This is a genomic window from Edaphobacter sp. 12200R-103 (assembly GCF_010093025.1).
GTDB lineage: Bacteria > Acidobacteriota > Terriglobia > Terriglobales > Acidobacteriaceae > Edaphobacter.
Genome location: NZ_CP048114.1, coordinates 1194054 through 1212783 on the forward strand (window position 1 = coordinate 1194054; position 18730 = coordinate 1212783).

The window sequence follows — 18730 nt, forward strand, 5'->3', positions numbered from 1 at the left end:
TTTTATGCCGGCCTCTGCTGCAGCAGATCGAAGAAGCCTTTTTCAATCTCCTCAAGCTGCGCCTTCACTCCAAGATCCACGCGTCCTACGCTCGTCTCAAGCACGCATTCACCAGCCTGAAGGCGGCTGTCACCAACCACACTTACGTCTTCCCGGTGCGCCTCCAGCAGGATCTTCTTCCACTCCTCGACCTGCTCCTTCGGAGTACGCAGCATTGCTGTCTCTTTTCCCTGCACTTTTTCGAGCGCCACCCGAACCGCGCCCTTCAGGATCAATGGGTCGATTCCGGTCTCGCGATGCAATACACGCGCCGCAATCGCCAGCGCGAGTAGCACGACCTCCTTCTCAACTTGGCCGAAGTATCGCGTCCGCTCCCGCACAAATCTCTCGCAGGTCTGGATGATCGCCTGGCGCTCCCGTGCGATCTTCTCTTCCAGCTCCGCCAGCATCTCCTGTCGAACCTCGTCGCGCGTCTGCCGGCGGACCTCTTCCAACTCCATGCTGTGCTGGTCTGTCTGGCTTTGAAGTCGCTCTTCCAGCTCTGCGAGCACATCTCTCTCCGTCGCATTTGCGGGAGCTGCCAGATCATCCATCGGCGTCCGGATCGCGCTTGCGGCCGACGGATATCCGATCTCTTCAAACTCCAACGGAAGCACGCAGGATACAGCCGGGATCTCTTCCTCAGGTGGATTCTCAGATAGCAAGGTCATCGTCCGGTCCCATCTTCAACATCATTCGTCCTTCGCTCTCCAACTGGCGGGCCAGGGCAAGCAGTTCCTGCTGAGCCAGGCCAACATCCTTCATCCGGACCGGCCCCATCACCTCCATGTCCTCCTTCAGCATCTCGACAGCGCGCGAGCTCATCGCCTTGAAGAGATGGGCCTTCAGGTTCTCCCGACTCCCCTTCAGTGCCATCGCCAGCACCCGCTTGTCTACCGCAGCGATAAACTCCCGAATGCTCTCCGCCGGGACTGTCAGCAAGTCCTCGAAGGTGAACATCAGGTTGCGAATCCCTATCGCCAGCTTTGGCTCGTCCTGCTCAATCTCTTCAAGGATCGTCTTGCTCGCAGTCTGGTCCACGCGATTGAGAAGCTCGGCCACAGCCTTGAAGCCGGAGTAGGATTTGCGACCGCCGTTACCCATGCCCTCCATGCGCTGATGCAGCACCAGGGCAACCTTCTGCGCCATCTCCGGCGAGAACTGGCGCATCTCCGCAAGCCGCTTCACCACGTCCACACGCATCGCAGGCTGAAGCTGCATCAGGATCAGCGATCCCCGCTTTGCATCCACGTGAGCCAGTACAAGCGCCACGGTCTGCGGGTGCTCGCTCTCCAGAAACTTGCTCAGCTGCTGCGGATCCATCTTCTGTAGCGCGGCCATATCGCCGTTGGCGCGTTCCCGGATTCTTCGCACCTGGGCCAGCATGGCCTCAGCCTTCGAAGGACCGAACGCTTCGGTCAGGACGCGAAGCGCGTACTCCGGCCCTCCCCGAACCATGTATTGCTGGGTCTCTAATAACCCGTAGAACTCCGTCAGGACCTGCGTCAGATGCTGGGCCTTGATCTCTCCCAGTCGCGTGATCTCCTCTGTCACCCGGTGAACGTCACTCTCGGAGAGACTCTGAAACAGGGTCTTCGCCAGCTCGTCTCCGAGCGCCACCATCAGGATCGCAGCCTTGCGCAATCCCGAGCCCTCAAGTGGTTCAAAGCCCGATGCCTCCGGTAACAACAGGGGATTTCGCTGCATCATCTGCGATGCGGCGTGCTGGGCATGCTGGGTCATACATCCATCTCCTCTGAAGAACCGATCCAGGCCTCAAGCAGACGCGTGCTCTGCACAGGCTCGCGACGGATATGTTCTGCTACCTGTTCAAAGATGCCTTGATGCTGCATCTGCTCCTTTGTCTTGCTAGGCAATGCGGGTGCGCCTACTATGGCCTCACTCATCAGCGCAGGTGTCTGCGGCGTCTCGCGCATGCTATTGTCTCCGGTTAGCAGAGCCGGCGCACGCAGAGCCTCCACCACCTGGCGAGCCATCGGCCGCAGTACGCATAGCACCAACAGAACCGCACAGAATCCGATGATCAGGGTCTTCGCCAGGCCTGGCTGTGTTCTTGCTAACGTCCGCGCCTGTTCCATCACCTGTTCCATCACTGGCGGCTTCAGCTCAGGAGAGTTCGAGCTGAAGCTGATATTCTCCACCACCACCTGGTCTCCTCGTCGCGTGTCGAAGCCCACTGCAGCCTGTGCCAGTTGTTCCAGTCTTCGCATCTCCTCCGCGCTGCGCGGCTTCCACTCGGTGCGCTGGGTCTTTCCGGTCCCTTCTACGACGGCGCGATCATTCACAACCACAGCCGCCGTGACGCGGCGGACCCGCCCAGGCCCCTCTTCGCTATGGATCGTGTGCTTCGTCACGCCATAGGTTCCACTCTCTTCACGAACGCTCTGGCCCGCTCCGTTTCCCTGTTGCGGATAGACCGGAAGGGCTTCCTTCTGGAGCAACGGAGGCATTCCGGGCGCCGCGGCAGCCTGCGAGCCCTGCACGGCTCCCGTGGGCGCTCCTGCCGGTGAATTGCTCGCCGTTCCCGGCACTCCCATTGCGCGCTGTGCCTGCTCGGAGACCTGCTCGCTCTTCTGCAGGCTCAGCGTCGCCGACTGATTCGGGTCATAGATCTCGTCGGTCCGCTCCTCTGTGCCCTGCATATAACTCACGTTGACCGTGGCTCGAACATTATCGTGGCCTGCCAGCGGCTCCAGCATCGCCACCAGCTTTGCCTCCATCTCTTGTTCCACGTCGGCAGCAACGGCGTTCTTTGACCGAGGCTTCAGGTTCACGCGGCCATCGGCATCCACCAGGTTCACATCGTCCGGACTCAGGTTCTCAACCGCGCCGGCTACCAGGCTTCGAATCGCATCTGCCTGCTCCTCGCCAAGAAAGGGCCTCTTCAGCTTCAGCACCACCGACGCCTTGGCCGCCCGCTCTTCGCTCGTGAACAGCGATTGCTTCGGAAGCACCAGATGCACTCTGGCCGAACGCACCACTCCAAGCGTCGAGATCGTATGTTCCAGCTCTCCTTCAAGCGCCCGCTGGTAGTTCACCTTCTCGTCAAATTCGCTTCCAACCCAGTTCGGCTTATCGAACAGCTCGAATCCCAGCCGGCCGGTCTGCGGCATTCCTTTGGCCGCAATCTCCATGCGCGCCTTATCCACCATCTCGGCAGGAACTTCGATGCTGCTGCCGTCGCTGGTCATCTGGTACGGAATCCCTGCCGCAGCCAGCTCCTGCGAGACCTGCTGCACATCCTTTCCATCCAGCCCCGTAAACAGCGGCTTCCAGTCCCGCCGGCCCGCATACCACATCATCGCCACCGCCATGGACGCAATGAAGATCGTAAATGCCAGCAGAGAATTCCGTTGCCCGGCCGGTAGCGACATCACCCTGTCGCGCATCGATGAAACGGCTGCAGCCGCTCTGTCCACCATGCCGGATGCGGGAATCGCCGGCTCTGCTCTCTGCAGTTCTCCGCCCTCGGTCTGTACTGTCTCAGCCATCCCCTTTGTTCACCCTCACGTTCCCCCAGCGCGGATCACCTGCGTTGCCTTTGATCACCGGACTCAACTGCCCGTCAGACAGCGAAGATCTTTCAGAACTGCATGCCCATCATCTGCTGGTACGCCCCGACCGCCTTGTTCCTCACCTGCAGCGCCAGTTCGAAGGCCATATCCGCCTTCTGAGTCGCAATCATCGCCTTGTGAATATCCACTCCCTGTCCGTTCAGCAGCCCGATTACGGTAGTCGCTGCCTGGTGGTCGAGCGCCGATGTCTGTTTCACCATCGACTCCAGCAGTCCTGCAAACGGCGTCTCCGACCCCTGATCGCCCGTCGCGCTCCCCGCGCCGCTCATTCCCTGCGTGCTCATGGAACCGAAGCTGTTCGACATCGCCAGACCGCTCTTCATCAACACGTCACTCATCTGCTCACCTCAAAAATGGTTTGAAATCCCTGGTGCCAGCTACTTCAGAATGTCCAGAGACGAAGAGACCATATTCTTCTCCGCCTGCATTGCAGATGCATTCATCCCGTAGGAACGCGTCGCGCCCATCAGGTCCACCATCTCGGTTAGAGGATTGATGTCGGGATACGCAACGTATCCATCCGGCCCTGCGTCCGGATGCTGCGGATCGTAGCGCCGCAGCGGCGCGCGTGCATCCGCGATAATTCCAGTCACCGCAACTCCCCCAGGCACAGATCTCGCTGCTGTAAGATCCTCACCGAACAAACGCGATCCGCCAAGAGAAGGAAGCCCATCGCCCACCAGGTGAGTCACCAGCGAGTGCTGAAACTCTCCATCGCCCTCCGCCTCAAAGACAACATGATGGCGCTGATACGGTCCTCCCTCCGGCGTGCGCGTCGTCTCTGCATTCGCCATGTTCGAGGCCACCACCTCGGCCCGCACCCGCTCAGCCTTCAAGGCCGACGCGCTCACATCCATCACGCCAAACAGATTCATTGCTCTACTTCGCCTCCGCATGGATCGCGCTCATCACCATCGAATACTCGTTCTTCAGCAACTGCACTCCGAGCTTGAACTGCAGCTGCGCCTTTGCCAGCTGCACGCCTTCTCGATCCATCGAGACGTTATTTCCATCCGGTCTCGAAACCAGTCCATCCACCTGCCGCGTCTGCGCTGTCGCAGGACCCGTCGCATCTGACGAATTCATCTGCCGTAAAAATTCCTGTTCGAAATCAAAGCCTTTCGTCTTGTATCCCGGCGTATCGACGTTGGCCATGTTTTCGGCCGTCACCTTCATCTGCTCCGCCGTCAGGTCAAGGTATCGCGTCAACGCGCTGCTCAAGGGTGTCGTCACCTGCATAGGAAGACCTCCACCTCTCCCTATGCACTCCAGCGGCCAAAAAGAAGCGCTCTCGAATGAGAGCGCTCTAAGCGATTGGATTAGCTTTGTTGTTTTTATCTCTTATCGTCGACTATCGCGTTGCTCGCCGATAACGAATCTCATCGGCAGAGATCTCCATGCGCTCACCCGCGAGAATCGCCGCACGCTCCAGGACATGCATCAGCTCACGGACGTTCCCAGGCCACGCATACTCCTTGAGCTTCGCCATAGCCGACGGGCCCAGCCGTTTCCGCGGCATGCGCTTTCCCAATTTCGCGAGAACATGCTCCGCCAACAATTCCAGATCCTCCACACGCTCTCGTAGAGGAGGAACTTCGATCGGAAAGACTGCAAGCCGGTGATACAGATCCAGACGGAACGTTCCCTCCGCCGACCTCTGCTCCAGCGGCTGATGCGTTGCCGCGATGATACGCACATCGACCCGCGTCACGTCGTTGTCACCCACACGCTGCAACTCGCCACACTCCAGGAAGCGGAGCATCTTGGCCTGAAGGGCAACGGGCATCTCTCCAATCTCATCCAGAAACAGCGTACCGCCATGCGCTGCTTCAATCCTTCCGGTGCGCGATTGCACGGCTCCCGTAAATGCACCACGCGTATGGCCAAACAGCTCCGCCTCCAGCAGCGCCTCTGGAATCGCCGCGCAGTTCAGCACCACAAACGGCTTCCCTGCCCGATCGCTCAGCCGATGAAGCGCCTTCGCGACCACCTCCTTGCCGGCTCCCGTCTCGCCCTCAATCAGCACCGTCGTCGCCCGTGGCGCAACCAGTCGTATCAGACGCGCCAACTCCTGCATGGCTTCACTCTCGCCAATCATCTCCGGCACGACAGCGTTTACCCCGCTCCGTCGAACCTCACTCTCAACGATGCGCGTCAGCTCCGGCACACTGACGGGAGCCGCATTCCACGCCGCGGTATCGCTTCGAACCTCGCCCTGCACCTCGCGCAGAGCATGCAGCAGCTCATGCCGTCGCGGACTGCGCACCCGCCCATCCATGCCGCCATCCAGCCGCACCATCTCCACCCCCGGATACAGCACATGCATCTGGCTGGCAAACTCCCCAACTTCAAGGTCCGGAAGCCAGCTGTCCACCATCAGAGCCTCCGGATGCAACGCATCCACGCGGGCCATGGCCTCCGCTCCTCCGGCGGCTTCGTGGACCTCCCATCGCATTCCTGCCAGAGAGGCCTTCAGCCTTGTACGCAGATCGGCATCCGCGCTGGCCAGCACCACCTTCCGGGCGACTACAGCTCCATCTGCGATCCCGAATCTGGCCGTCTCCGCGCCAGCCATCGCTGCACCATTCCGCATCATCTCTACCATCCCCTGCGCTCCACTGTCTGTAACATCTCGCGCATCGCATCGACCTTTTCGTTCAAGCGGGCACACTCGCTCAGGGCCGCTCCAATCGCCGCGCGCATCTCTCCAGGCTCTCCGCTCAACTCGCCGAGAGCCAGCCTGCACTGCAGGACCGTCAAAGGCTGACAGAATCCATGCAGCAGGCAATCGATCTGTTCCGCCAGGCTGTCTGAGCTCACCGGTATCCCCCTACGCCTCAACCATGGTTGAGGTTCCGATATAGATGGGTACCCGTGCCGGAAGCTTCTTCGCAGAAATTGCACCGTTCATCCGATATCCCTGGCCCCGGATCGTCTCGACAATCGCGTGCCCCTCTCCTCCGTCAACGTCTGCTGTACTCAGCTTCTTTCGCAGATAGTTCACGTAGACATCCACCACGTTGGTTCCCGCATCCTCCGGCATCTGCCATACGCTCGTCAGCAGTTCCGCGCGGCTGCAGCAGCGCTCCTTCCGCTGCATCATGTACTCCAGCAGCGCGAATTCCTTGGACGTAAGCTCCACTGCTCTTCCATTCCGCTTTACGGAGCGCTCCAACCGGTTCATCTCCACATCGCCGTGACGCAGAATGGGGTCGGCAAAGCGCTCACGCCGCCGCAGCAGGGCCCTGCACCTTGCAACCAGCTCATGGAAGCTGAAAGGCTTCAGAAGAAAGTCGTCCGCCCCCAGGTCCAGGCACCGCACACGTTCCTCTACAAGCCCCCGTCCCGTCAGCACCAGCACGACGGTGCTGCCAAACGATCCCTGCATCTGCTCCAGCACCTCAACGCCATCACGCTTTGGCAGACTCAGGTCTAGCACCAGCAGATCGGGCCGACCCTCGCTTAGCCTCTCGAGCGCCGCCTCTCCGTCCTCTACGCGCTCGACATCATGTCCCTCCAGCTTCAGTCCCTTCTCCAGAAACAGGCCCAGGGCAGCGTCATCTTCTACAATCAATACCTGCATATCTATCTCTCCTTGCAAGTAAGCCACCGTTGAGAAACTTTCGTAATCCCTTCGCGGCTGGTGTCTGATTACCTTGGGTTATCTGGCGAACGCTTTCAAGACTCACGCAAGGTTTTCTTCCAGCAGGCTTTTCAAAATGGGAATTGGCCGCTTTTGGAACACCAATCAGCAGATAATTTGGGAGCATCAAGAAAGTAGCTTGCAATTCGCTTTTTATTCGCTACAATTCCCGCATGGCTATCACAAGGCGGCAAAAAGAGGTTCTCGACTTTCTCTCCGGCTTCACCCAGAAGAACGGGTACTCCCCGTCTTATGAAGAGATCGCCAGCGGCCTGGGCCTCAGTTCACTTGCCACCGTCCATAAGCACATCACCAATCTGCAGAACAAAGGACTTTTGCAGAGAGCCCATAACCGCAGCCGCTCCATCGATGTGCTGCCGGCGCGCAGTACACGCCGTGGCCCGGAGCGCCTTCCCCTCCTGGGACGCATCGCTGCCGGCAGGCCGGTTGAGGCCATTGAGACCGCAGAGAGCATCTCGCTAGGCGACATCATCGGCAACCGCGAGGTCTTCGCGCTCGAGGTGCGCGGCGACTCCATGCGCGATGAACACATCGTCTCCGGAGACTATGTCCTGGTGGAGCGCACCCGAACTGCCCGCGAAGGCGAGATCGTCGTGGCGCTGGTCGACGGTTCCGATGCCACCCTCAAACGCTTCTATCGCGAAGGCCCCATGATACGCCTTCAACCATCCAACTCTGAGATGGCGCCGATCTTCGCCGCGGCTGCGAATGTCAGCATTCAAGGCAAGGTTCTTGGCGTACTTCGCAAATACTCTTAGACATTTCGCACCTGCTGTCCTTCTCTCCTGTCATCGCTGTATTCAATCCTGAACTGTTTTAATCGTTCAGTATGATTTCGGGAACCACGGCAAGTCTTTCTGCGTAGTGGATTCAAGAAGCCGCACAAAACTACCGGGAACGTTACAGCAGTCAGCAGGAGCAGGAGCTTGGCGACACAACGCAAACAAAAGCGCAATCTCTGGATATGGGGCGGCATCATCGTCCTGGTGGTAGCCGTTATCCTCGGCGTGGCCGTGGCAGCACGCGGAAACAGCGCTCGGATCGAGCCCTCGCAGCTGGCCAAGGTCGAAAAAGGGGATATCGCCCGCTCCGTCGTCGCGACCGGAAAGGTTCAGCCAATCACCAAGGTCGAGGTCAAGTCCAAGGCCTCAGGCATCGTCACAAAGCTTTACGTCGACATCAACCAGCATGTGAAGCAGGGTCAGGTACTCGCCCAGCTCGACCAGATTGAGATTCTCGCCCAGGTAAACGCTCAGAAGGCCCAGCTCGCCGCCGCCGAATCCAATGAGCGCGCTGCGCAGGCCGCCATTCAATACGATAAGGTCAACGCCGAAGCTCCCGATCTTCCCATGTTTAAGCACACCTATGAACGTGCCTTGTCCATGTCCAGAGACGGCGTGGTCTCCCAACAAGCTCTCGACGACGCCGAACAGAAATATCTCGCGGCCACAAACACTCGAGACAAAGCCGTAGCCCAGATCTCTGTCGACACCTCCAAGTTCCACCAGGCACAGGCGCAGGTCCAGCAGGCTCAGGCCTCGCTCAAGCAATTGCAGGAGCAGTACTCCTATACGACGATCACCTCTCCCATGGATGGCGTCATCCTTTCTCGAGATGTCGAACTCGGCGACGCAGTAAGCTCCATTCTCGTCATGGGTTCTACCGCTACCCTCGTCATGACCATTGGCGACATTACGCAGGTCTATGTGCAGGGCAAAGTCGATGAATCCGATATTGGCAAGGTTTACATGGGCCAGCCTGCCCGCATCAAGGTCGAATCCTTCAAAGACAAGACCTTCTACGGCAAGGTCACCAAGATCGCTCCCCTCGGGGTCGAAAAAGACAACGTCACCACCTTTGAAGTGCGCGTCTCCATTGACAATCCCGGCGGAGAGCTCAAAGCCAACATGACCGCCAACGCCGAGATTTTGCTCGATGAACACAAGGGCGTTCTCACCATCCCTGAACAGTCCGTCATGTATGACAAGGATCGCAACGCCTCGGTTGAGATTCCCGACTCCAAACAGAAGAATGGCCGTCGCAAGGTCCCCATCAAGGCCGGCATCTCGAATGGCACGCGTACTGAGGTCCTCTCCGGACTCAAGCAAGGCGATACCGTAATCCTGCAGCAGTAAACCGGGCCGTTCGGATAAGAGCTTATAAGTCGCGCAGTAGCCTCGCTCGTGATCGTCAAAGCAATAGCAATAGCTTCGATATCGGCAGTGTGAAAGCCACCTGCCCCGCGCAGGATGTCCTCGTTCGGCCCCGTCCCAACGTGTCATCCTGAGCGGAGGCGAAGCCACAGTCGAAGGATCTGCGGTCTACCCGGCATAGGACCCGACGGGTCGCAAAACACGTCTGAATCGCTCAGAGACAGATCTTCACGGACTACGAAATCGCAAACTCAAGACTCCCACCCGTGCCATATCTGGCTCCGCAAAGCCCTGGGACACACCTCTTCTTTCAAAAACCACGGAACGAAACTCAGTTTCCTCTCGTACTTCCAAACGAAACGGAGGCAATTCATGTACGTCCGTCATCTCTTAGCAGCAGCCACACTCGCCATCACCGCAACTGCATTCGCCGCAGAGGGCAGCTTCGATCGCACCCTCAACGTGAGCAGCTCGCCCAACGTATCCGTCTCCACTGGCTCAGGCTATATCCGTCTCAAACCCGGTTCTGATAATCAGGTCCATATCGTCGGCCACATTCATGGGAACAACAGCTGGATGTCGGGCGATCTCGAGGGGCGCATCCATCAGATTGCCAACAATCCTCCCATCGTCCAGAACGGCAATGAAATCACCATCGGCCAGCGCCATGGCGATAACGACCTCTATCGCAACATCTCCATCGATTACGACGTCACCCTGCCGAAAGGCTCCAACATTGTTGCCGCGACCGGCTCCGGAGATCTCACTGTCGATAACGTAGGAGCTACCCTCAAGGCGCAGACCGGCTCCGGCTCAGTGCACGCCACCGGAATCCACGGCGCCGCCACTCTGGGATCGGGTTCAGGCGACGTCGATCTTCAACAGACAGGCCCTGGCGACGTGCGGGCCGAAACCGGCTCCGGCTCAGTCCATCTCCAAGGAATCAATGGCGGACTGAAGGCTTCGACCGGCTCCGGTGACATCGAGGTCGCAGGTCAGCCAGCGACCGATTGGAAGCTCTCCACCGGCTCCGGCTCCATCCGCATGAGCCTGGGCAGCAGTGCAAAGTTCAACCTGGTCGCTGACACCGGCTCCGGCTCAGTTAACGTTTCGCAACCCATTACCATGCAGGGAAGCCTCAACCGCCATCACATTACCGGCGCGGTCAATGGTGGCGGTCCCCTCGTTCACGCCAACACCGGCTCGGGAGACATCACCATCCGGTAGCTTGGCTCCGCACGTGTCAACGGTCGGTCGCATTCATCTCGCTGGAAAATGCCTGATTCATGTGCCGATTTACCTGAGCCAGATCTCAACAATAGAAGTAGGAAATTAAATTCAGACGCCTCAGTCTTTCGACTGGGGCGTTCTGGCTTTTCCTATCGCTGAAACACGAGATCCGGATCTAAATCATTTGACTCCAAGATTTTGCGTAAAATCGGCAGGGGTAGGTATCCCCATCGCCTGCATCCAACCCGCTGGAGAATCCACCATGAAGTCCGGTTTCGCCGCCGCCAGTCTTTCAGGAGCCAGCCCGAATCTGCACCCCACCGAAACGGCTCCGATAGCCCGTGCGGTCAGAACATCGATATCCGTGTCGCCCACCATCAGGGTCTCGGACGCAACGACCGGTGAGCCCAAGATGGCCGATGCCTCGCCGACCAGCGTCAGCAGGCCGTGGGGGTCAGGCTTCTTGGTATGAAAGCTGTTGCCGCCATAGTTCTGGAAGAAGTAGCTCGACAGTCCGAAATGATCGCAGATCACGCGCGATGGATTCACCGGCTTGTTCGTCAAAACCGCCATCGGGGTATCCGGCAGCGCTGTGCGGATCGCCGCCAGCGTCTCCATCACGCCGGGATAGACGTAGGTGAAGTCCAGCTTGTGAACCCTGTAGTACTCCAGGAAGTGGTGCAGTGCCTCTGCAACGAATTCTTCATCGTGCGCATCGCCCTCAGGATCGCCCAGCGCGCGTCGCACCAGCATCGAAGCGCCATCCCCGATGTAGCTGGCAATCACCTCTTCCGGGAGCACGGACTTGCCGAGGTGAGCCAGCATTGCATTGACAGAGTTGCAAAGATCCTGTCGTGAATCGATCAGGGTTCCATCCAGGTCGAAGACGATAAGCCTTGGAGTCACAGGTTTCATCCTTACAGCTTATTGCCTTTTGACGCTGAATTGCCCTCGTCCGAATTGAATGTGATTCCTGGCTCGCAGATAAGCCATCCTTGCATTGACCAGCACAATAGCCCCTGCTACCGTGGCAGGATGCCGGAGAGCACTCGGACTCTCGCCAGCACGACCTGTTGCATCATCGGTGGCGGCCCTGCCGGCATCATGCTCGGCTTTCTGCTCGCCCGCGAAGGTATACCGGTCACAGTCCTCGAAAAGCACCAGGACTTCTTCCGCGACTTTCGAGGCGATACCATCCATCCCTCGACGCTCGAGCTTCTCTATCAGCTTGGTCTCTTCGACAAGTTTCTTGAGATTCGCCATTCGAAGATCAGCCATCTCTCCGGGGTCGTCGGCGGTTATAGAGCCACAATGGCGGACTTCTCTCACCTGCCGACTCGTGCAAAATATATCGCTTTGATGCCGCAGTGGGATTTTCTGGACTTCCTTGCCGCAGAAGCCGCAAGGTTCCCCAATTTCACCCTCCGCATGGGCTGGGAGGCTACGGGATTGCTTCAGAGCAACGGCGTCACGACCGGAGTCATTGCACGCACCCCGGAAGGCGTCGTCGAGATTCCTGCCACACTAACGGTCGGTTGCGACGGACGCCGCGCTATATCGAGGCAGGCGGCACATCTCCCCTTGATTGAACAGGGCGTGCCCATTGACGTGCTCTGGCTGCGTCTCCCACGTCACGACGGCGATCCTGAGAATGCATTGGGATACGTGAACTACGGCCGCCTGATCGGACTTCTCAACAGAATCGACTACTTCCAGGTCGCCTGCCTGATCGCCAAGGGAAGTTTTCCGCAGTTGCAGCAGGCCGGCCTTTCCGCATTTCAGCAGAGTCTTGTCCGGATCGTCCCGTTCCTCGCAGATCGGGTAAGCGAGATCGACTCCTGGGACAAGGTCAAGCTGCTCACCGTGCAGGTTAACCGCCTCACACAGTGGTCGTCCCCGGGGCTTCTCTGCATCGGCGACGCCGCACATGCGATGTCTCCCGTCGGAGGCATAGGAATCAACATTGCCCTCCAGGACGCGGTGGCAGCGGCCAACATTCTGGCGGAGCCTCTACGCTCCAATTCGCTCACGACACATCACCTGAAGTGGGTACAGCAGTATCGGGAAAAGGCGGTTCGGCGGACGCAGGCCGTTCAGGTCTTCGCTCATCGGATCCTGAATCGCGTTCTCCAGAACCCCGGTCCAGTCCGCCCACCCTTGATGCTTCGAATCATCACCAACATCCCAGGTTTCAAATATCTGACCGGTCGCCTGATCGGAATGGGTCTCCAGCCTGAACATATCCGCCAGCACGAGCAATCCTGAGCCCGGCCCGCCAGCGCCCGATTACTCGAAGCTGCGATTCCAGGATGAGATAACCCTCGTCTCACGCTCCCACCCCAGCACGCTCACGCTTCCGGTCCCCAGTGCGAACAGGCTTCCCTCGATTGCCGCCAGCTCAAGCCATCTTGCCGCCAGAATCCGGAGGATGTGAGCATGCGCAAATAGCGCCACGTTGCCGCCACTGGGTGAAGCTGTCAGAGAACGTGCGATGACATGGTCGGCTCTCAAACCCACCTGTTCCGCGGTTTCACCGTCCACAATCGGATCTTTCCAAACGCTCCAACCCGGAATCCGGGCACGAATCTCCGCCGTTGTTTTTCCCTCGTAGACCCCATAGTCCCACTCTTTCAGGTTGTCGTCTACGACAGCCTGGCTTCCGAATCCTGCAATCTGACAGGTCTCCCGTGCCCGTTGCATGGGACTTACGAACACTGCCTGAAAGTCCGTCCCCTTCAGGTAGTCACGCAGTTCCTCGGCTCTCTTCCTGCCATGGGACGTCAGGGCTATGTCGGTCCGGCTGGTATGTTGGCCGCTCAGACTCCACTCCGTCTCGCCGTGCCGAATCAACCACAACTGGGTTCCCTCACTCATTCCGCAACCTCCGTCTCACTTCCACTATCTTATGTGGAGATGGATTTTCAACTAAGCACCACGTATAAGCCGCAGGGCGACCAGCCGCGCGCGATCAACGAACTTGTATCCGGAGTCACGTCAGGAGAGAAGGACCAGGTCCTGCTGGGCGTCACCGGATCGGGCAAGACCTTCACGATGGCCAAGGTCATCTCAGAGCTGAACCGGCCTGCGCTCATTCTGGCCCATAACAAGACGCTCGCAGCCCAGCTCTACCACGAGTTCAAGCAGTTCTTCCCCAACAACGCCGTCGAGTACTTCGTCTCCTACTACGACTACTACCAGCCCGAGGCATACATTCCCTCCGGCGACCTGTACATCGAAAAAGAAGCAACCATCAACGAGGAACTGGACAAATTGCGGCTCTCCGCGACCCGATCCTTGTTTGAAAGACGGGACGCCATCATCGTCTCCTCGGTCTCCTGCATCTATGGCCTGGGCTCGCCCGAGGCGTACTACGGCATGCTGCTGATGCTCGAGAAAGGCCAGCGGGTCCGACGCGAAGACATTACCCGACGGCTGGTCGAGATTCTCTATGAGCGGAACGACGTCGACTTTCGCAGAGGAACCTTCCGAGTCCGGGGAGACGTCATCGAGGTCTACCCGACCTACGATGAGAACGCCTATCGGATCGAACTCTTCGGCGACGAGATCGATTCCCTCTCGCAGATCGATCCGTTGTTCGGCTCGGTCAAACAGAAATATTCACGTCTGCCGATCTACCCGAAGAGCCATTACGTCGTCCAGCCGGAACGAAAGGCGACGGCGATGGATTCCATCCTAAAGGAGCTCTTCGAGTGGGAGGCCCAGCTTGAGAAAGAAGGCCGCCTGGTAGAGTCGCAGCGAATCCACCAGAGAACACGTTTCGATCTCGAGATGATCAAGTCCGTCGGCTACTGCCACGGAATTGAGAATTATTCACGTCACTTTTCAGGCCGCCTTCCCGGTGAGCCTCCGCCGACTCTGCTCGATTATTTCCCCCGTGATTTTCTGATCTTTATCGATGAGTCTCACGTTACCGTGCCACAGCTCCACGGCATGTGGCACGGTGACCGCTCTCGAAAGCAAAACCTGATCGACTACGGCTTCCGTCTGCCGTCCGCACTGGACAATCGTCCTCTACGATTTGAGGAGTTCGAGGCCCGCGCCGGCCAGATCATCTACGTCTCGGCTACCCCCGGCCCGTATGAGCTGACCAAGTCGGCGGGTGTAGTGATCGAACAGATCATTCGTCCCACAGGTCTGATCGACCCCATCGTAGAGGTCCGACCAGTGAAGGGCCAGATCGACGATCTGCTCGCCGAGATTCGCGACCGCACCAACAAAGGCCAGCGCGTGCTCGTAACCACTCTCACCAAGCGCATGGCCGAGGATCTTGCCGGCTACTACACCGAAGTCGGCGTGCGCTGTCGCTATATGCACTCGGAGATCGAGACGCTGGAGCGCATCAAGCTGCTGCGCGATCTCCGCAAAGGCGAGTTCGACGTACTCATCGGCATCAACCTGCTTCGCGAGGGCCTGGATCTTCCCGAAGTCTCCCTTGTTGCCATCCTTGACGCCGATAAGGAAGGCTTCCTGCGCTCGCAGGGCTCACTCATCCAGACCATCGGGCGCGCTGCCCGGCATCTCGAGGGCCGAGCCATCCTGTACGCCGACGCCATGACCGAATCGATGCAGAGAGCCATCGATGAGACCAACAGGCGCCGCGAGATTCAGCAGGCGTACAACGAGGAGCACGGCATTACTCCGAGATCCATCATCCGGCCCACGGAGATGGCGCTAGCCGGAATCCTGAACGCGGACTACGCAGACCTGACCGAAGAGGCCGGCGAGATGCCCGAGTTCACCAGCCAGCAGGATCTCGACTCCTATATTGCAAGGCTGGAAACAGAGATGCGTGAGGCCGCAAAGAAGTTCGAGTTCGAAAAGGCGGCGAAACTCCGGGATACCGTTAAGGAGCTACGCACCAAGGAATTTCTGTTCACGTAGCTACATATAGCTGCTTTGCCTGGGACAATCGTCTGGGCTGTTCCCTCCGACGTTTTGCGCAAAGTGTCATCCTCAGCGAAGCCCGAAGGACGTAGTCGAAGAATCTGCGGTGTGGGATGGTGCCAGCTTGGCAGGCGGCAGATCCTTCGACTCCGCTCTCGCGATAAAACCGCGAGAGGCTTTGCTCAAAATGGCACTTCTGGAGAACTGCGGAGTGTATCTCCTACGCAACCGACATTATGCCTCTTCCGAGAAACTACGATCGGCGTATCGACATATGTCGATACGTCCCCATCGGAATGAACCTTCATTGATTCTCCAATAATTAATCTGGCTCACGTCCACAGAGGGAATGTCGTCTCTAAATTAGAGCAAGACAGAGAAACGCACAGGCAATCACGATCTGTGTCAGTGCATCCAATCAACAGATAACCGTGTATCGAAGTTGGAACAATGCATCTAGATTCTCAATCTGTCCGCACAAATACATCCGCAAAAATCCTCGTAGTAGACGATGATCCCGACATCCGGTCCCTGATACGCACCTTCCTGGAGCATGAGGGTTATACAGTGTACGCGTCAGGTGATCCGGATCGAGCTGCGAAAATCTTTAGCCGTACACCGGATATCGACCTGGTGATCACGGATTACTCCATGCCCCAGCGGTCCGGCTTCGATTTCGGCCGCGAGTTGCGGTCGATTCGATCTTCTGTCCGGATTCTCATCATCTCCGGAGCGATCGTCTCGTCAGCGCAGTACGGGCAAATTGAAACCCAGGGCTGGAAGTTTCTTTCGAAGCCCTTCTCTCTGCCTCGACTGCTCAGTGAGGTGCATCGCATGCTTGAAACCAGGGTGTCAGAGCGTTCTGCTACGTTAATGGCGTGAAGCTCTTTCGCCAAACGCTCTTCATCCTGTTACTCGTGGTGTGGGTCTTTTTGCTGGTGATGTATGGGAATTTCTTCATCATCCCGCGTCACGACACGACAAAGACCCGCTTCGACACCATTATTGTGCTTGGCACGCCTTCCCGACCCGATGGCACCCCCTCGCCTGAACAGCGGGAGCGGGTTCTGGAGGGCGTGCGAGAGTACAAGGCCGGAGTGGCCTCTCACATCATTATGACCGGAGGCCCCGCGCACAACCACTTTGTCGAGGCCCATACGATGGCCCAATTCGCGGCCAGCCAGGGGGTTCCAGCCTCTGACATCCTCGAAGAAGCGCAGGCTAAGGACACGATCCAGAACATCTATTATTCGGCGCAGATCATGCATGATCACGGCTGGTCGTCGGCTGAGGTCGTCAGCTCCCCCTATCACCTTGGGAGAACGTCACTGATCCTGATGGCCTTCAACCATCGCCAGCCTCAGCTCAATATCGACTGGAGCACTCACGGCTCCCGCTGGCCCCATGAGTACACCATCTATCACAAGATCGTGCTCTATACGGTAGAGTCATGGCGTTGCCTGCAGTTGCGCTTCCGGGGATACCCCTCCTCACGCTTTCTGCCTTTAAATGCAAATGGCCTCCGCGCTCAGCCGGCCGCCTGATTAGACCGAGCCTAAGGAGTTGATCTCTCGATCCATCGCGCTCCAACCTCTTCAATCGGAAGCCGGGAGAAGGACACCTTACTTCCTCCATATAGAACGCATTCGAACCCGTTGTGCGAAGTCCGCCCACTGCTTTGCACAGCGGGAGTCCGTTTCATTTAGAGTAAAAAGATGACAAAAACGTCGAAGGTTGACCTGGTCGGCGTCGGGTTGAATGCTACGGACACGGTAATTCCCCTCTCCAGCAATCCCTCTCCAGGTTCCAAAGTCGAGTTCCGCCAGAAGACCATCCTCCCCGGAGGTCAGGTCGCTACAACCGTTATTGCGTGCCAGAAGTGGGGCCTTCAGACCCGTTACGTCGGAAAACTTGGAGACGACAGCGCCGCCCAGCTCCATCGCGACGAGTTTGCACGAGCTGGGGTAGAGACGCACCTGTTCACGGCTCCCAGCTGTCCCAGTCAGGAGTCACTGATTCTGGTCGACCGCGATGGCGAGCGTACCGTGTTGACCCGCCGTGATGAAGCTCTTACCCTTCATCCGGAGGATTTGGAGCGTGAATGGATCGTCAGCGCGGGTGCATTGCATGTCGACGGTTACGATACCGCCGCGGCCACACTTGCCGCTCAGTGGGCGCGCTCGGCTGGGGTTCCGGTGATCGCCGATCTCGATGAGCTCTATCCCGGCGTCGAGCAGCTGATTGAAAACATCGATTACCTGATCGTAAGCCGCGATTTTCCTTCCCGGCTTACCGGAGAATCCTCGCTCGAAAGCGCACTGCATGCCATGCACGCCCGTTATGGATGCCGGCTCTCCGCTGCCACCCTCGGGCCCGAGGGCGTGTTGGCCTTCGACGGCAAAGAGTTCCACTATGCCGCTGCCTACTGTGTTCCTGTCGTTGATACCACAGGAGCAGGCGATATCTTCCACGCGGGATTCATCTTCGGCCTGCTACAGGGCTGGCCCCTGAGCCGCCAGCTTGACTTCGCTTGCGCAGCTGCCGCGCTCAATTGCACCGCGGTCGGGGCTCGTGGAGGAATCGGCACCAAAGAAGAGGTCCTTGCTCTGATCGAGAAGTCACCTCGCCGCCCCGCTGCCCATGCGGTCCAGGACACGCACCCGGTCACTCGTTAGCGCCAGCTTACAGCGAGATGCCAACGCAGTTCATGCTGTTCGGTCTTCCTGAGCACGCGCCTGTACTCCAGTAACTCCGACAGCACCTGCTCACCTTCCGACCCTAGCTGTTGCGGCTCATTCTCAAGTGCAGCGATAAGAGCCTCGACAGTCACCAGGCCGTCTCTAGCGGAATACCACTGTGGCGGCGGAAGTTTTTGCATCAGTTCACGATTTCCCGCCCCTTCTTCGATCAGCAGGGACATCGAGTTCTCGTCCGCAGAGAAGAACTCGATCAGCGGCTTGACACCGAGACGAAGCGCTAGTTTTTCGACAGCATCCTCATTGCGGGCGAGCGCACGACCGTTGACAAAGATGTCGAAGCCGGGATCCTCTCCCTCAACCACGATGTACATCGAAGCTGCCATGGTGAGCAGTTTAACGCTATGCCAGTCCCAGAAGGAAGAACCTGCCTGAGCACCCCGCTAT

General features: G+C 58.4%; 20 protein-coding genes. 8 read left to right on the forward strand and 12 right to left on the reverse strand.

Features of this window, described 5'->3' with window-relative positions:
• Positions 1–2: 2 nt before the first annotated feature.
• From GWR55_RS04965 to GWR55_RS05005, 9 genes are all read right to left on the reverse strand, one after another.
• Entirely contained in the window at positions 3–710 is a 708-nt protein-coding gene (locus tag GWR55_RS04965) for a FliH/SctL family protein (protein WP_162401266.1), read from the reverse strand.
• Entirely contained in the window at positions 694–1782 is a 1089-nt protein-coding gene (gene fliG / locus GWR55_RS04970; RefSeq protein ID WP_162401267.1) for a flagellar motor switch protein FliG, read from the reverse strand. Before fliG ends, GWR55_RS04965 begins: the two co-directional genes overlap by 17 nt.
• On the reverse strand, positions 1779–3551 hold the full coding sequence (fliF, locus tag GWR55_RS04975) for a flagellar basal-body MS-ring/collar protein FliF (RefSeq protein ID WP_162401268.1): 1773 nt from the start codon (positions 3549–3551) through the stop codon (positions 1779–1781). Before fliF ends, fliG begins: the two co-directional genes overlap by 4 nt.
• A 92-nt stretch (positions 3552–3643) precedes the next feature.
• Positions 3644–3973: a flagellar hook-basal body complex protein FliE gene (gene fliE, locus GWR55_RS04980; RefSeq protein WP_162401269.1), complete on the reverse strand. Its 330-nt coding sequence runs from the start codon at positions 3971–3973 to the stop codon at positions 3644–3646.
• A gap of 39 nt (positions 3974–4012) precedes the next feature.
• Complete coding sequence (flgC, locus tag GWR55_RS04985; RefSeq protein WP_162401270.1) at positions 4013–4510, reverse strand: flagellar basal body rod protein FlgC; 498 nt, start codon at positions 4508–4510, stop codon at positions 4013–4015.
• Positions 4511–4514: 4 nt separating this feature from the next.
• Positions 4515–4874: a flagellar basal body rod protein FlgB gene (gene flgB / locus GWR55_RS04990; RefSeq protein ID WP_162401271.1), complete on the reverse strand. Its 360-nt coding sequence runs from the start codon at positions 4872–4874 to the stop codon at positions 4515–4517.
• 112 nt (positions 4875–4986) lie between these two features.
• The gene (locus tag GWR55_RS04995) at positions 4987–6240 is read right to left on the reverse strand and encodes a sigma 54-interacting transcriptional regulator (protein WP_370521365.1); all 1254 of its coding nucleotides are present in this window, start codon (positions 6238–6240) and stop codon (positions 4987–4989) included.
• The gene (locus GWR55_RS05000; protein ID WP_162401272.1) at positions 6234–6455 is read right to left on the reverse strand and encodes a hypothetical protein; all 222 of its coding nucleotides are present in this window, start codon (positions 6453–6455) and stop codon (positions 6234–6236) included. Before GWR55_RS05000 ends, GWR55_RS04995 begins: the two co-directional genes overlap by 7 nt.
• A gap of 10 nt (positions 6456–6465) precedes the next feature.
• Positions 6466–7218, reverse strand: a complete 753-nt coding sequence (locus GWR55_RS05005) for a response regulator transcription factor (RefSeq protein WP_162401273.1) — start codon at positions 7216–7218, stop codon at positions 6466–6468.
• Positions 7219–7451: 233 nt separating this feature from the next.
• Here GWR55_RS05005 and lexA point away from each other — a divergent pair, with 233 nt between their 5' ends.
• The 3 genes from lexA to GWR55_RS05020 all read left to right on the forward strand — a co-directional run bounded on the left by lexA (position 7452) and on the right by GWR55_RS05020 (position 10679).
• Positions 7452–8057 carry a transcriptional repressor LexA gene (gene lexA, locus GWR55_RS05010; protein WP_162401274.1) on the forward strand — a complete coding sequence of 202 codons (606 nt, stop codon included), beginning with the start codon at positions 7452–7454 and terminating at the stop codon, positions 8055–8057.
• Between the two features lie 168 nt (positions 8058–8225).
• Positions 8226–9434: an efflux RND transporter periplasmic adaptor subunit gene (locus GWR55_RS05015; RefSeq protein WP_162401275.1), complete on the forward strand. Its 1209-nt coding sequence runs from the start codon at positions 8226–8228 to the stop codon at positions 9432–9434.
• A 390-nt stretch (positions 9435–9824) separates the two neighbouring features.
• A complete protein-coding gene (locus tag GWR55_RS05020; RefSeq protein WP_162401276.1) occupies positions 9825–10679 on the forward strand; it encodes a DUF4097 family beta strand repeat-containing protein in 855 nt (284 codons plus the stop codon).
• Positions 10680–10862: 183 nt separating this feature from the next.
• Here the strand turns inward: GWR55_RS05020 and GWR55_RS05025 are convergent, their stop codons facing one another.
• On the reverse strand, positions 10863–11597 hold the full coding sequence (locus GWR55_RS05025) for an HAD family hydrolase (protein ID WP_162401277.1): 735 nt from the start codon (positions 11595–11597) through the stop codon (positions 10863–10865).
• 120 nt (positions 11598–11717) lie between these two features.
• Between GWR55_RS05025 and GWR55_RS05030 the strand changes: the two genes are divergently transcribed.
• Complete coding sequence (locus tag GWR55_RS05030) at positions 11718–12947, forward strand: FAD-dependent oxidoreductase (RefSeq protein ID WP_162401278.1); 1230 nt, start codon at positions 11718–11720, stop codon at positions 12945–12947.
• 21 nt (positions 12948–12968) lie between these two features.
• On the opposite strand, the gene GWR55_RS05035 is transcribed toward GWR55_RS05030, so the two are convergent.
• The gene (locus tag GWR55_RS05035; RefSeq protein WP_162401279.1) at positions 12969–13556 is read right to left on the reverse strand and encodes a histidine phosphatase family protein; all 588 of its coding nucleotides are present in this window, start codon (positions 13554–13556) and stop codon (positions 12969–12971) included.
• A 39-nt stretch (positions 13557–13595) separates the two neighbouring features.
• Here GWR55_RS05035 and uvrB point away from each other — a divergent pair, with 39 nt between their 5' ends.
• From uvrB to GWR55_RS05055, 4 genes are all read left to right on the forward strand, one after another.
• A complete protein-coding gene (gene uvrB / locus GWR55_RS05040; protein WP_162401280.1) occupies positions 13596–15584 on the forward strand; it encodes an excinuclease ABC subunit UvrB in 1989 nt (662 codons plus the stop codon).
• 453 nt (positions 15585–16037) lie between these two features.
• The gene (locus GWR55_RS05045; protein WP_162401281.1) at positions 16038–16469 is read left to right on the forward strand and encodes a response regulator; all 432 of its coding nucleotides are present in this window, start codon (positions 16038–16040) and stop codon (positions 16467–16469) included.
• A complete protein-coding gene (locus tag GWR55_RS05050; protein WP_238398653.1) occupies positions 16466–17131 on the forward strand; it encodes a YdcF family protein in 666 nt (221 codons plus the stop codon). Before GWR55_RS05045 ends, GWR55_RS05050 begins: the two co-directional genes overlap by 4 nt.
• A gap of 171 nt (positions 17132–17302) precedes the next feature.
• Positions 17303–18262 (forward strand): carbohydrate kinase family protein, encoded by a 960-nt coding sequence (locus tag GWR55_RS05055; protein WP_162401282.1) that lies wholly within the window; start codon positions 17303–17305, stop codon positions 18260–18262.
• On the opposite strand, the gene GWR55_RS05060 is transcribed toward GWR55_RS05055, so the two are convergent.
• Complete coding sequence (locus tag GWR55_RS05060) at positions 18259–18669, reverse strand: hypothetical protein (protein WP_162401283.1); 411 nt, start codon at positions 18667–18669, stop codon at positions 18259–18261. The two genes, GWR55_RS05055 and GWR55_RS05060, sit on opposite strands and share 4 nt — an antisense overlap.
• Positions 18670–18730: the final 61 nt, after the last annotated feature.

Coding starts and splice junctions, on each gene's coding strand:
- fliE (WP_162401269.1), bottom strand. CDS start 3,973: ATGAGTGACGTGTTGATGAAGAGCGGTCTGGCGATGTCGAACAGCTTC.
- lexA (WP_162401274.1), top strand. CDS start 7,452: ATGGCTATCACAAGGCGGCAAAAAGAGGTTCTCGACTTTCTCTCCGGC.
- flgC (WP_162401270.1), bottom strand. CDS start 4,510: ATGAATCTGTTTGGCGTGATGGATGTGAGCGCGTCGGCCTTGAAGGCT.
- GWR55_RS04965 (WP_162401266.1), bottom strand. CDS start 710: ATGACCTTGCTATCTGAGAATCCACCTGAGGAAGAGATCCCGGCTGTA.
- GWR55_RS05005 (WP_162401273.1), bottom strand. CDS start 7,218: ATGCAGGTATTGATTGTAGAAGATGACGCTGCCCTGGGCCTGTTTCTG.
- GWR55_RS05060 (WP_162401283.1), bottom strand. CDS start 18,669: ATGGCAGCTTCGATGTACATCGTGGTTGAGGGAGAGGATCCCGGCTTC.
- fliG (WP_162401267.1), bottom strand. CDS start 1,782: ATGACCCAGCATGCCCAGCACGCCGCATCGCAGATGATGCAGCGAAAT.
- GWR55_RS05025 (WP_162401277.1), bottom strand. CDS start 11,597: ATGAAACCTGTGACTCCAAGGCTTATCGTCTTCGACCTGGATGGAACC.
- GWR55_RS05055 (WP_162401282.1), top strand. CDS start 17,303: ATGACAAAAACGTCGAAGGTTGACCTGGTCGGCGTCGGGTTGAATGCT.
- GWR55_RS05030 (WP_162401278.1), top strand. CDS start 11,718: ATGCCGGAGAGCACTCGGACTCTCGCCAGCACGACCTGTTGCATCATC.
- flgB (WP_162401271.1), bottom strand. CDS start 4,874: ATGCAGGTGACGACACCCTTGAGCAGCGCGTTGACGCGATACCTTGAC.
- uvrB (WP_162401280.1), top strand. CDS start 13,596: ATGGATTTTCAACTAAGCACCACGTATAAGCCGCAGGGCGACCAGCCG.
- GWR55_RS05035 (WP_162401279.1), bottom strand. CDS start 13,556: ATGAGTGAGGGAACCCAGTTGTGGTTGATTCGGCACGGCGAGACGGAG.
- GWR55_RS04995 (WP_370521365.1), bottom strand. CDS start 6,240: ATGGTAGAGATGATGCGGAATGGTGCAGCGATGGCTGGCGCGGAGACG.
- fliF (WP_162401268.1), bottom strand. CDS start 3,551: ATGGCTGAGACAGTACAGACCGAGGGCGGAGAACTGCAGAGAGCAGAG.
- GWR55_RS05020 (WP_162401276.1), top strand. CDS start 9,825: ATGTACGTCCGTCATCTCTTAGCAGCAGCCACACTCGCCATCACCGCA.
- GWR55_RS05045 (WP_162401281.1), top strand. CDS start 16,038: ATGCATCTAGATTCTCAATCTGTCCGCACAAATACATCCGCAAAAATC.